A 12,834-nucleotide genomic window follows, 5' to 3' on the forward strand; every position below is an offset into this window, starting at 1 on the left:
AGCAGGGTCGCGCTAGAGGGTTCGGCATGCGGGCCTGGATGCGGCAGGACCGCCTTCGATGGCATCAACGCGGCATCAGGGCAGCGAGATGGTCAGGTGCGAATAACGCGGCCCCAGCTTGATCACCTGCGAGTAGCCTTGCAGCGTGTCGCTGGTCTGCGAGCGCAGCGTGGTCGACAGCCCCAGGAAGGCCAGCAGTGCGATCAATGCAAAGACCGCGCCGAAGATCCACAGCGGGGTTTCTCGCTTGAGCGCGTGCGAGATCTTGTCCGGGATCGGCCATTGCGGCGCAAAGGCGGCGCGCTTGCCCTTGATCGCCGAGATCTCGTCGCCCAGCCGCGCGGTCAGGTAGGCCAGCTTCTCGGGCCCTTCCAGGATGTACTTGCCGCGGAATCCCAGCAGCAGGCACATGTGGAAGACTTCCAGCGCCTGCAGGCGCGGCGCGCCGTGCGCGCGCAGTTCTTCCAGCTTGCTGAAGAAGCCTTCACCGGCCAGTTGCTCGCCGAACAGCACCAGTTGCAGCGGCCGCCGCTCCCACGTGCTGCGGATGCTGAAGTTCGACGCCAGGATGGTCTCGTCGATGGCGGCGCAGAAGGCGTACTTGGCATCGAAGATGTCTTCGGCCGCCACGTTGAGCCGCTTGGCGCCGCGCTCGAAATCATCGAGGAACTCGCGCACCTTCTGCAGGAACTCTTCGGCGCTGCCCGGCTGCTGGCCATTGCGCAGCAGGAACAGCATGAAAAAGCCATCGTAGAGCAGGTCGAGCAACGTGCGGGCGTGCATGGCGCCGTCGGCGGAGCCCGCTGCGGCAACGGAGGGCTGGCCGGCCGGCGAGGCGCCGAACAGCGAAGGCGTGGAAGTAGCGCTCATGAGGTCACCGCAATCAGTTCAAGTTTGAGTTCCCGGATGCCGGCGGGCGTATAGATGGTGATGGTCTGCGCCTGCAGCATGCGGTCGTAAAGCGCGCCGCGCGCCTCGATCGCGAAATAGCAAGCGCCCGGACGCACCGGGATCGCGGGCGGCACCTGCGGCGTGTACGTCAACGGCACGCCCGGCATCGACGACAGCACCAGCTTGTCCACATCGTCCGGGGCGCCGACCTTGAAGCGGCTGGGGATGGCTTCGACCAGCTCGGCCACGGGCATGTCGGCGCTGACCGACAGGTAGAAGCTGGTCTTGTCGTCGATCTTGCCGGAATCCAGCCGGCCCAGATGGAACGAGGGACGGGTCTCGTCCAGCGCGATCGAAAAGTAGCGCGTGGAGATGACGGTATCGAGCAGGTCGCGGATGATGCTGTCCAGTCGCGCGAAGACCGGGCCCGGACTGTCGTGGTCGTAGACCGGAAGATCGGCCAGCGTGTGGCTCTTCGAAAAGGTCATCAGCGCGCCGGCCAGGCGCAGCATTTCCTGGAACAGCCGCTCGGGATGCAGTTCGGGATGATGGAACAGGTGCGCCAGCGCGGCGAAGGAAGCGTTGGCCGTGTGCAGCAGCCAGAACGACGCGATATCGCCCGAGCGGAACTCGATGATGTTCTTGGTGGGTTCGCGATGGAAGCCATACAGCGCATTGACCTTGGCCTGCAGCGCATCGATCAGCCGGCGCAGGCGCAGGTACAGCACGGCCGACGCATTGATCGACAGGCTGGGGGCGACAAAGGTCTCGTCCAGTTCAAAGCCGCCGGTCGCGGTGCGCCGGATGCGGGCGACCGGCAGCGAGATGAACTGGTCGCGCGGCTCGGTCTCGGCCACCAGCCGCACCGCCTTCTTCAGATAGGTGATGGCGGCTGGCTCGGCTTCCGTGAAAAGGTCCGACGTTTCGGTCTGCAGGCCGACATAACGGGATGACAGAGATCCTTCCGCATCGTCGCGGTAGTTGCCCCCGGCATCGTGCAGCGGCTGCAGGGCCAGGTAGAAGGTGAGTTCCGATGTGCCGGCGGGAATCGCGTCAAGCACCACTGGCGGTGGCAGCTCGTCGGCCTGGGGCGCGGAATACAGTTCGCCGTCGGGGAAGAACAGCGCCAGCTCGGTCACGCGCAGCACACCGCTGGCAAGCGCATCCGTGTCAAAACTGGCATTGCGCACGCCCCACCCGTAGGGCTGGATCACTTGCGCGGTGGCGTGCAGGCGCGACTCATGGTATGCGTCCTGGCGCTGGAAATGCTGGGGCCGCAGGAACAGGCCTTCACCCCACAAAATCTTGGCGGAATAACTCACGTTTGCCTTTGTTGTCCTTGTTGGTGCCTGGTCGGCTACGTCAGGTGCGGCAGCCGGCCGCCGAGACGAGGTTCAGATTGCTGCTGGCCGCGGCGCCCGCCGGCGTGATGGCATCGCCAACGGTCAGTGTCATGGCGCAGGCGTGCAGGCCGATGGTCACGCCGGACTTTTCGCTCCTGGCGCTGTCGAACGCGAATTTCCAGCGCTGCGGGGCAGGGCTGCGAAACAGTGCCACCACGCCAAAGGTGCCCGCCTCGCGGGTGATCTTTTCCACGATTTCATAACGCTGGCCTGGAATTAGAGTCATCTCTCTAACTTGCACCAGGTCAGCGCCGAGTGTCTTCTGCTCTCGCTGCGGATCGATGAAGGTATCGAACGGTGCCTGCAGGAAGCTGGTCGGATCCTTCAGCTTGTATAGCCGGACCACGATGGCAGCCGGCCGGTTGTCGGCTGCCGCATTCAGGTTGTTGCCGGCGTACAGCTTCAGCGGAACTTCCCGCGGCGGCTTTTGTGATTCCGGCACGTTGGACGGCTTGAGGCCAACGGCTTCCAGCGCACCGCTGGCCGCACCCGCTAGAAGCGTGCCGCCGACCGAGCAGCCTGCCAGCGCTGAAACGCAGACAGCGGTTGCCAGGCCAGCAGCCAGCCTGACTCGCTTCGCCGCAGCGGCCAGGCGCGCGCCATGCCCGCCTGGCTTGCTGTACGCCCCCTGACTGAATTCAATTTGTCGCATGACAGAAATTAAAACTATCTAATTCAGCAGTTGTAGACCTATCCAACAAAACGGTACAGAACTACCAAAAAGTACTAATGCTGACAATATCCACCGATCTGTTGTCAGCCGTAAGCGGCAGAGTGTACTATTCCGGCCAATTCGGGTTCAACACAGTTCTGACATTATTGGCATTTGGCACTTTTCCCAGACGGATCTTTGCCAGGGCCAGGCCCGAATCGCCCCGCCGCAATCTTGAACTTTCACAGAGACTCGCCGTGAACGACTACAAGCCCAAGTCAGGAATCCATCGCACCCTGGCGGTGCTGGCCAGCACCGCCGCGCTGCTTGCCGGCTGCGCAACCTCCAACCCGGGGCCGCAGAGCGATGAGTCGTTCAAGCAGAGCATGTCCGAGGCCGAAGCGGCCCTGGCCAGCGGACAGCGCGAGCAGGCCATCAACCTGTTCGAGCAGATCGCCAAGAACAATCCGACGCGCGAAGAACCGTGGTCGCGCATGGCGCAGATCGAGTTCGGCGCCGAGCACTATCCGCAGGCAATCGTCGCAGCCGAAGAAGCGCTGCAGCGCGACGCCACCGACCGCAAGGCCAAGAGCGTGCTGGCGGTCAGCGGCCTGCGCGTGGCGCGCCGCTCGCTGCAGGAACTGCGCGCCGACAGCGCCCTGGCTGGCGACGTACGTTCCGACGCCCAGCTGCTGGCCCAGATGCTGCGCGAAACGCTGGGCGAGCAGGTGCTGTTCCCCCGCGACAAGCATGCCGCGCCGGCGGCCAAGCCGGTGCCGCGCCGCCGTGCTGCGGCGCCTGCCAAGCCGAGCGCCGCTGCGGCGCAGCCGGCTCAGCCCGCGGCGTCGGGCGGCGGCAGCGCAGACCCGTTCGGCGCGCTGCGCTGATTTCCAGACCGGATTCCGCCAGATCGGAGAGTAGTGATGGCCAAGAAAGAAAGTGTCCAGAAGCGCCTGCAGAAGGTGCGTCCCCCGCGTGTGCAACTGACGTACGACGTCGAGAAGGGCGATGCCATCGAGCAGAAGGAGCTGCCCTTTGTCGTGGGCGTGGTGGCTGACCTGTCGGGCCAGTCGGAAGTGGCGCAGCCCAAGTTGCGCGACCGCAAGTTCGTCAATATCGACCGTGACAACTTTGACGACGTGATGGCCGGCATCGAGCCGCGCGCCGCATTCCAGGTGCCGAACACGCTCTCCGAGGAAGGAGGCAAGTTTGGCGTGGACCTGAAGTTCCATTCCCTCGAAGACTTCAATCCGGAAGCGGTGGTCGAGCAGATCGAGCCGCTGCGCAAGCTGCTCGAAGCCCGCTCCAAGCTGGCCGACCTGCGCAACAAGCTGGCAGGCAACGACAAGCTGGAAGACCTGCTTTCGGAAGTGCTGACCAATACCGAGTCGCTGCAAAAGCTCGGTGCCAATGCCAGGAACGGTGGCGACGATGCTTGATAACCAGTCCGCTGCAGTGGCCCAGCCCGGCGTGGCTGTCGGCACGTTGAACCTGCTCGACGAGATCGTCGAGCAAAGCAAAGTCGCGAAGTCCGATGCCGAGCATGCGCGTGCCAAGGATATCATCGGCGAGCTGGTCAGCCAGGTGCTGGACGGCACCGTGGTGGTGTCCGACAACCTGTCGGCGACGCTGGATGCGCGCGTGGCGGAGCTCGATCGCCTGATCTCGTCCCAGCTCAGCGCCGTGATGCATGCGCCGGAGTTCCAGAAGCTGGAGAGCACGTGGCGCGGCCTGTCGTACCTGGTCAAGGAGACGCAGACCGGCACGATGATCAAGATCAAGGCCTTGAACGCAACCAAGCGCGACCTGGTGCGCGACTTCAAGACCGCCATCGACTTCGACCAGAGCGCGCTGTTCAAGAAGGTCTATGAAGAAGAGTTCGGCACCTTTGGCGGCGCCCCGTTTGGCGCGCTGATCGGCGACTACGAAATCACGCGCCAGCCCGAGGACGTGTATTTCATCGAGCAGATGTCGCACGTGGCTTCGGCCTCGCACGCTCCGTTCATCGCGTCGGCGTCGCCGGAGCTGCTGGGCCTGGAGACCTTCGCCGATCTTGGCAAGCCGCGCGATCTGGCCAAGGTGTTCGATACCGTCGAATATGCCAAGTGGAAGTCGTTCCGCGAATCCGAGGATTCGCGCTACGTCGGCCTGACCATGCCGCGTTTCCTGGGGCGCCTGCCGTACAACCCGAAGGATGGCACCACGGTCGAGGGCTTCAACTTCGTCGAGGACGTGGACGGCACCGATCATGGCAAGTATCTGTGGTGCAACGCCGCCTGGGCCTTTGGCGCGCGGCTGACCGCCGCCTTTGAGGATTTCGGCTGGTGCGCGGCCATTCGCGGCGTCGAAGGCGGCGGCCTGGTCGAGGACCTGCCGACGCATACCTTCAAGACCGACGATGGCGAGATTGCACTCAAGTGCCCGACCGAAATTGCCATTACGGACCGGCGCGAGAAAGAGCTGAGCGACCTCGGCTTTATCCCGCTGGTGCACTGCAAGAACTCGGACTATGCCGCATTCTTCGCCGCCCAATCGGTGCAGAAGCCGAAGAAGTACAACACCGACAGCGCCAATGCCAATGCGGTGCTGTCCGCACAGCTGCAATACATCTTCTCGGTGTCGCGCGTGGCGCATTACCTGAAGGCCATGATGCGCGACAAGATCGGCAGCTTTGCTTCAGCGCAGAACGTGGAGAGCTTCCTGAACCGCTGGATCTCGCAATACGTTTTGCTGGATGACAACGCCAGCCAGGAGCAGAAGGCGCAATTCCCGCTGCGGGAAGCCTCGATCCAGGTGTCGGAGGTACCCGGCAAGCCGGGCACCTACCGCTCCGTCGCCTTCCTGCGCCCGCACTTCCAGCTTGATGAGCTGTCCATCTCGCTGCGGCTGGTTGCGGATTTGCCCAAAGCGGCAAACTCCTGACCGCGATCCCTGCGGGGGAATGCGGGCGCAGTACCTAGCAATGCCAGGAAACTGGCAAGAAGCCTAAATAGCGATTTTCATCGAGGGTCTTTCCATGAAGGATATCTACGTCAAGTTCGGCAGCCCGGCAATCAAGGGCGAATCGCAAGACAAGGACCACAAGGACTGGATCGAGGTCAACACCTGGAAGCACAGCATCACGCAGCCACGTTCGGCAACCGCGTCGACCGCTGGCGGCCATACCGCAGAGCGTTGCGAGCACGGCGAGATGGTGTTCACCAAGGATCTGGACGTGGTCAGCCCGCTGCTGTACCAGCACGTGTCGGGCGGCACCACGTTCGACGAAGTCACCATCGACTTCCTGCGTGCCGACGGTGAAGGCAAGCGGGTCAAGTACCTGGAAATCAAGCTGAAGAACGCCATCCTGGGTGCGGTGTCGGCCAACGTGGTTGCCGAGGGCATCCCCAGCGACAGCTTCACGCTGAAGTACGCTGCCGTGCAGTGGAAGTACACGCAGCAGAAGATCGGTGGCAACCAGGGCGGCAACTCGCAGGGCGCCTGGAGCCTGACCAAGAACGACAAGACCTACTCGGTCTGACGTTCCTGCAGTCGAGCCTTGCCGCGGCAGCGTTGCCGCGGCATTTGCTTGTTCGCTCCCATGAAAGGCTTTGAGCCCAGCCTGCTCGACAAGCTCTTCGACGACGAGCCGCATGCGCCGCTGCCCAGTGCGCTGCGGCAATTGTCGCTGGAAGAACTGAAGGCGACGGTTGCCCGCGACATCGAATCGCTGCTGAACACGCGCATCGTCCATGAGGACGCCGATTTCAACGGCTTGCCCGAATGCCGCCGGTCTCTGCTGACCTATGGGCTCAACGACTTCGCGGGGCTGAGCCTGGCCAGCTTCGATGACCGCCAGTACATCTGCCAGTCGTTGCGCAATGCGATCGAGCGCCATGAGCCGCGCTTGCAGAACGTCAACGTCGCGCTGTCGGTCAACGAGCGGGCTACCAGCGTGCTGTGCTTTGGCATCAGCGCGGTGCTGCTGGTCGGACCCGCGCGCGAGCCGGTCAGCTTCGATGCCATGTTGCAGCCATCGACGCTGCAGTATTCGGTCACCCGAGGGCGGGGCTGAAGCGCGGCGGGTCGGATTGGCCCATCGGAGCCACAGATCGCCATCGCTGCGCACCGCCTTACCAGTGTCACCACCGGCCACACAGAATGGAAGACTTGCTGCCATATTACGAACGCGAACTGGCCTTCCTGCGCCGGTATTCGCGCGACTTTGCCGAGCGCTATCCCAAGATTGCGGCGCGCCTGGCAATGTCGGCCGATGGCTGCGACGACCCCCACGTCGAGCGGATGATCGAATCGTTCGCCTTCCTGTCCGCACGCATCAGCAAGAAGCTCGACGACGAGTACCCCGAATTCACCGAAGCGCTGCTGGAGGTGCTGTACCCGCACTACCTGAGCCCGTTTCCGTCCTGCTCGATTGCGCATTTCGACGTGGCCGGCATGGCCGCGCAGTTGAGCGCGCCGGTCACGGTGCCGCGCGGCACGTTGCTGACCACGCGCCCGGTGCGCAAGGTGGAGTGCCGTTTCCGAACGGCCTATGACGTGACCTTCCTGCCGTTGCGGGTCGCTGCCGCGGGCTTTGAGCGGGCGGTGTCCGCGCCGTCGACGGTGGCCTTGCCGAAGGGAGCCACGGGCGCCATCTCGATCGAACTGGAGTACCTGGGCGAGCAGGGCGGCTTCGATGCACTGGGCCGCCAGGCGGTGCGCGTCTACCTGGATGGCGAGCCGTCATTCGTTGCGGCCCTGGGCGACGCGCTATTCCTGCACGTGGCCGCGGCGTATGTGGAAGAGCGCCCCGGTGTGTGGAAGCGCCTGCAGCGGGTGCCGCTGCGCGAGGTGGGTTTCGGCGCGGACGAGGCGCTGATTGACACCCCCGCGCGCTCGCATCCGGCATACCGCCTGCTGAGCGAGCATTTCGGCTTTGCCGAGAAATTCAACTTCTTCGATCTCGACCTGGACCCGGTTCAGCGGGCGCTGTTGCCCGGCAGCGCCGTGCGCCGCGTGACGCTGCACCTGGTACTGACAGACGTGCGCAGCGACAGCAACACCGCGCGCCTGCTCGAAGGGCTTGGCGCTGCTCACCTGCGCCTGCATTGCACGCCGGTGGTCAACCTGTTCCGGCAAAAGGCCGACCCGATCCGCATCGAGCATACCGCCACCGCTTATCCGGTGGTGGCCGACAGCCGCCGCGCACACGGTTTCGAGGTTTATTCGATCGACCAGGTGCAACTGGTGCGCGAAACCGCCGCCAGCCACGACGTGGTGGAGTTCCGGCCGTTCTACTCCCTGCACCATGGCGAAGATCCGGGCAGCGCCGGCCACTACTGGATCGCCCGCCGCAATGCCCTGGTAGCGGAACGCAGCCCGGGCTTCGAGACCGAAATCTCCATCGTCGATTCGGACTTCGATCCCGCCAGCCCACGCACGGAAACGCTGAGCCTGAGCGTTACCTGCACCAACCGCGACCTGCCCGCGCTGCTGGCGTTCGGTCAGCCCGATGGCGACTTGACCATGGAGGGCAGCTCGATCGCTCGCCGCATCAGCTTCCTGCGCAAGCCGACGTCGTCGATGCGGCTGAGCAGCGGGCGCTCGTCGCAGTGGCGGCTGGTTTCGCTGCTGGCGCTGAATCACCTGTCCCTGGTGCAGAACGGCCTCGCCACGCTCAAGGAAATGCTGCGCCTGCATGACCTGCCGCGCAGCGCGATTTCGGCGCGGCAGATCGAAGGCATCGTTGGCCTGGACTACAAGCCCACCACGCAGTGGCTGGCTGGCAAGCCGTTCGCCACCTTTGTGCGCGGGCTGGAGATCCAGCTGACGCTGGACGAGGATGCCTTCGTCGGCACCGGCCTGCATCGCTTTATCCGGGTCATGGATCATTTCTTTGGCCTCTATGTCCACCTGAACAGCTTTGTGCAGCTGGTCGCGGTATCGCGCCGCGGCGGCAAGGAACTGGCAAGATGCGCACCCCGCAGCGGCGAATCGATCCTGGTGTAATCCGCACACTGCTGCGGCAACCCTACCGCTATGAGTTCTTCCAGGCGGTGCGGTTGCTCGAGCTGCACTATGCGCGCGAAGGCGCCGGCACGCCGGAGCAGGTGCTGGCCACGCGCGTCGCCTTCCGCAACACCCTGTCGCTGTCATTCCCGCCGAGCGAGCTGCAGTCCATCGAGGCCGCCACCGCGCTGAATGGCGAACTGGATAGCGATGCAGCCTTTGCGCAAGCCCTGGCCGATGGTGCGCTGGACCAGGTGTCGATCACGCCCACCTTTTTCGGGATGCTGGGCGGGCAGGGGGCGCTGCCTCTGCACTACACCGAGATCGTGGCGGAGCGCGAAACCCTGCGCCGCGACCGCGCCGCACGCGCCTTCTTCGATATCTTTTCCAATCGCGCCACCGCGCTGTTCTATCAGGCGTGGAAAAAGTACCGGCTGCCGTTCCAGCACGAAGTCGACCGCAACCGGCACTACCTGCCACTGCTGCTGTCGCTGGCCGGCATGGCGGACAAGTCCATGCGGCGCGGCCTGTCAGCCACAGCCGGGGTCGTGCATGATGAAGCGCTGGCCGGATATGCCACCGCCGTGCGCCACCGGCCGGTATCGGCCGCCTATTTGCAGCAGGTGCTGTCCGACTACTTCCAGGCTGAAGTACGCGTCGAGCAGTTCGTCGGCGGCTGGTACCAGGTGCCGCCGTCACAGTATTCGCGGCTTGGCGGTTCGAACAACCTGTTGGGCGCCACCGCACTGGCCGGGGCCCGCGTCTGGCAGCGGGACCTGCGCGTGCGAGTCTGGATGGGACCGCTGGGTCGCGAGCAGTATCGCAATTTCCTCCCTGGCGCCGAAGGGGCGCTGGCCCTTCGGAAGATGGTGACGGTTCTGTGCGGCGCCACGCTGGAGTACGAAGTCGGCCTGATCTTGCGCGCCAGCGACGTATCCGGCTGCGCGCTCGGCGCCGCGGGCAGCGGCAGGCTTGGCTGGGATACTTTCCTCAGCACGAGGCCCGCGCGCCAGGACCGCAGCGATGCGCGCTACACGCTTGCGCCCGTGCACTGAGTACAGCTTTGATTTCGTCCCGATTTCGCCACTAACGCGCGCCACCAACGCGATTCACACCTACCGGAGCCCAAGCCGCCATGGCCATTCCCCTCAAGACGTTGATCGCCAAACTGAATGCAAGCTGCCGGCACGCCGCGGAGCGCGCCGCGTCGCTGTGCATGGCGCGCGGCAACTATGAGGTCGACCTGGAGCACCTGTTCCTGGCGCTACTGGAAAACGCGCGCAGCGATTTCTCGGTGGCGGTGCGCGCCAGCGGCATCGATCCCTCGGCGCTGCAGCGCGACCTGGAAGCGGAAATCACGCGCTTCAAGGACGGCAACACGCGAACGCCGGCTTTTTCGCCTTATCTGCCGAAGCTGTTCGAACATGCGTGGCTGATTGCGTCGCTCGACTCCCAGACCACCCGCATCCGATCCGGCCACCTGCTGCTGGCCTTGCTGACGGAGCCGGCGCTGGCGCCGCTGGCAGTACGCGGCTCGCATCGCTTTGCCGAGTTTGATGCGGATCGCCTCAAGCATGATTTCGACAAACTGACCGCCGGTTCCGAAGAGCGGGAGCAGGCGGTGGATATGGCTGATGGCAGCGCGGCAACGGCAAGCGCCAACGGCGTTACCGCGGCGCCCGCGCTGACCGCGACGCCGGCGCTCGACCAGTTCACTGTCGACCTGACCCAATCCGCCCGCGATGGCCGCATCGACCCGGTGATCGGGCGCGATGCCGAGATCCGCCAGGTCATCGACATCCTGATGCGGCGCCGGCAGAACAACCCGATCCTGACCGGCGAGGCCGGCGTCGGCAAGACCGCGGTGGTCGAAGGCCTTGCGCAGCGTATTGCGGTGGGCGACGTGCCGCCGCCGCTGCAAGGCGTGACCGTGCGTACGCTCGACATGGGGCTGCTGCAGGCCGGTGCCAGCGTCAAAGGCGAATTCGAGAATCGGCTGAAGAACGTGATCGAGGAAGTCCGCAAGAGCCCGCAGCCCATCATCCTGTTTATCGACGAGGCCCATACCATCATCGGCGCGGGCGGCCAGGCCGGGCAGAACGATGCCGCCAACCTGCTCAAGCCGGCGCTGGCGCGCGGCGAGCTGCGGACCATCGCCGCGACGACCTGGAGCGAGTATAAAAAGTACTTCGAAAAGGACGCCGCGCTGGCGCGGCGCTTCCAGGTGGTCAAGGTGGATGAGCCCAGCGAGACGCTGGCCGCTGCGATGCTGCGCGGCATGGTGCCGCTGATGGAGCGCCATTTCGGCGTGCGCGTGCTGGACGAAGCTATCACCGAGGCTGTGCGCCTGTCGCATCGCTACATCAGCGGCCGCCAGCTGCCGGACAAGGCGGTCAGCGTGCTCGATACCGCTTGCGCCAAGGTGGCGCTGGGGCAGAACGCCACGCCAGGTGCGATCGAGGACGATCGCAAGGCGCTGGAACGCTTGGGCGTGGAGCTGGCTGCGCTGCAGCGGGAGCAACGCGCTGGGGCGGCGCACACAGAGCGCCTGGCAGCGCTGGAAGCACAGCGTGCCGAACTGGAACAACGCGTGGCCGCCGCCGATGCGCGCCTGGCGCAGGAGCGCGAACTGGTGGCGCGCATCCAGGCACTGCGTGCGGCACGAGAGCAGGGCAACGATGCGGAGACGGAAGCAGCCGCCCCGGCCATGGCAGCCAACAGCGATGTGGTGGCAATGCCGCGCAAGGGCAGCCGCAAGGCAGCCGCTGTGGCTTCGGAGCCCGACGAACTCGACCAGCTGCTGGCGGAGCTTCGTGCGCTCCAGGGTGAAGCACCGATGGTGCCGTTGCAGGTAGACGGCCACGTGGTTTCCGAGATCGTATCGGCATGGACAGGGATTCCGCTCGGCCGCATGGTCAAGGATGAGCTGCGCACGGTGCTGAACCTGAAGCCCTTGCTGGCCGCGCGCGTGATCGGCCAGGACCATGCGCTGGATGCAATCGCCCAGCGCGTGCGCACCGCCACCGCGAACCTGGAAGATCCCAACAAGCCGCGCGGCGTGTTCCTGTTCGCAGGCCCGTCCGGCGTCGGCAAGACCGAAACCGCGCTGGCGCTGGCAGACATCCTCTACGGTGGCGAACGCAAGCTCATCACCATCAACATGAGCGAGTACCAGGAAGCGCACAGCGTGTCGGGGCTGAAGGGATCGCCGCCAGGCTATGTCGGTTATGGCGAGGGCGGCGTGCTGACCGAGGCCGTGCGCCGCAACCCTTACAGCGTGGTGCTGCTGGACGAGATCGAGAAGGCCCACCCGGATGTGCTGGAGATGTTCTTCCAGGTGTTCGACAAGGGCGAGATGGACGATGCCGAGGGGCGGCCCATCGACTTCCGCAACACCATCATCATCCTGACGTCGAATGTCGGCTCGTCGGTGATCATGCAGGCCTGCCTGAACAACGCCGCAGAGGAACTGCCTGACGCCGACGCCCTGGCCGAGGTGCTACGACCGACACTGTACAAAGCCTTCAAGCCGGCCTTCCTGGGGCGTACCAAGGTCGTGCCGTACTACCCGATTCCGGACGACGTGCTGGTGGAGATCATCACGCTCAAGCTCGGTCGCATCCGCGACCGTGTAGCCGCCAACCACCAAGCGGAATTCCAGTGGGATAACGCGCTGGTCGAGGCGGTGCTGGCGCGCTGCACCGAAGTCGATGCCGGTGCGCGTGCGGTCGACCATATCCTGAACGGAACGCTGCTTCCGGAGATCGCGCAAACCGTACTGGTGCGCATGGCAGAGGGCGGCGGTGTCGACAAGATCAAGGTCACCACGGGCAAGAACGGTGAGTTCAAGTACCGCATCAGCTGATATCGGCATGCGCAGACTCGTGACATCGCGGGAGT

The 12,834-nt window shown here is 64.7% G+C and carries 11 protein-coding genes; 8 read left to right on the plus strand and 3 right to left on the minus strand.

Annotated features, from left to right (window positions below; translation table 11 throughout):
* Positions 1–75: 75 nt before the first annotated feature.
* From icmH to tssJ, 3 genes are read right to left on the minus strand one after another with little or no spacing between them, the layout of a single operon-like run.
* Entirely contained in the window at positions 76–870 is a 795-nt protein-coding gene (gene icmH, locus RALTA_RS20520; RefSeq protein WP_012355838.1) for a type IVB secretion system protein IcmH/DotU, read from the minus strand.
* Positions 867–2,213 (minus strand): type VI secretion system baseplate subunit TssK, encoded by a 1,347-nt coding sequence (gene tssK / locus RALTA_RS20525; protein ID WP_012355839.1) that lies wholly within the window; start codon positions 2,211–2,213, stop codon positions 867–869. The genes icmH and tssK overlap by 4 nt, the downstream gene beginning before the upstream one ends.
* A gap of 40 nt (positions 2,214–2,253) precedes the next feature.
* The gene (tssJ, locus tag RALTA_RS20530; protein WP_012355840.1) at positions 2,254–2,946 is read right to left on the minus strand and encodes a type VI secretion system lipoprotein TssJ; all 693 of its coding nucleotides are present in this window, start codon (positions 2,944–2,946) and stop codon (positions 2,254–2,256) included.
* A gap of 257 nt (positions 2,947–3,203) precedes the next feature.
* Here tssJ and RALTA_RS20535 point away from each other — a divergent pair, with 257 nt between their 5' ends.
* The 8 genes from RALTA_RS20535 (at position 3,204) to tssH (ending at position 12,799) form a co-directional block, all read left to right on the plus strand.
* A complete protein-coding gene (locus RALTA_RS20535; protein WP_012355841.1) occupies positions 3,204–3,833 on the plus strand; it encodes a tetratricopeptide repeat protein in 630 nt (209 codons plus the stop codon).
* Between the two features lie 36 nt (positions 3,834–3,869).
* Positions 3,870–4,385: a type VI secretion system contractile sheath small subunit gene (gene tssB / locus RALTA_RS20540; protein ID WP_012355842.1), complete on the plus strand. Its 516-nt coding sequence runs from the start codon at positions 3,870–3,872 to the stop codon at positions 4,383–4,385.
* The gene (tssC, locus tag RALTA_RS20545; protein ID WP_012355843.1) at positions 4,378–5,868 is read left to right on the plus strand and encodes a type VI secretion system contractile sheath large subunit; all 1,491 of its coding nucleotides are present in this window, start codon (positions 4,378–4,380) and stop codon (positions 5,866–5,868) included. The genes tssB and tssC overlap by 8 nt, the downstream gene beginning before the upstream one ends.
* Before the next feature lie 94 nt (positions 5,869–5,962).
* Positions 5,963–6,466 (plus strand): Hcp family type VI secretion system effector, encoded by a 504-nt coding sequence (locus tag RALTA_RS20550; RefSeq protein ID WP_012355844.1) that lies wholly within the window; start codon positions 5,963–5,965, stop codon positions 6,464–6,466.
* A 60-nt stretch (positions 6,467–6,526) separates the two neighbouring features.
* A complete protein-coding gene (gene tssE, locus RALTA_RS20555) occupies positions 6,527–7,000 on the plus strand; it encodes a type VI secretion system baseplate subunit TssE (RefSeq protein WP_012355845.1) in 474 nt (157 codons plus the stop codon).
* Positions 7,001–7,086: 86 nt separating this feature from the next.
* Entirely contained in the window at positions 7,087–8,934 is a 1,848-nt protein-coding gene (gene tssF, locus RALTA_RS20560) for a type VI secretion system baseplate subunit TssF (protein ID WP_041232530.1), read from the plus strand.
* Complete coding sequence (gene tssG, locus RALTA_RS20565) at positions 8,898–9,989, plus strand: type VI secretion system baseplate subunit TssG (RefSeq protein ID WP_012355847.1); 1,092 nt, start codon at positions 8,898–8,900, stop codon at positions 9,987–9,989. Before tssF ends, tssG begins: the two co-directional genes overlap by 37 nt.
* Before the next feature lie 80 nt (positions 9,990–10,069).
* Positions 10,070–12,799 carry a type VI secretion system ATPase TssH gene (gene tssH / locus RALTA_RS20570; RefSeq protein WP_012355848.1) on the plus strand — a complete coding sequence of 910 codons (2,730 nt, stop codon included), beginning with the start codon at positions 10,070–10,072 and terminating at the stop codon, positions 12,797–12,799.
* Positions 12,800–12,834: the final 35 nt, after the last annotated feature.

Source organism: Cupriavidus taiwanensis LMG 19424, from assembly GCF_000069785.1.
GTDB lineage: Bacteria > Pseudomonadota > Gammaproteobacteria > Burkholderiales > Burkholderiaceae > Cupriavidus > Cupriavidus taiwanensis.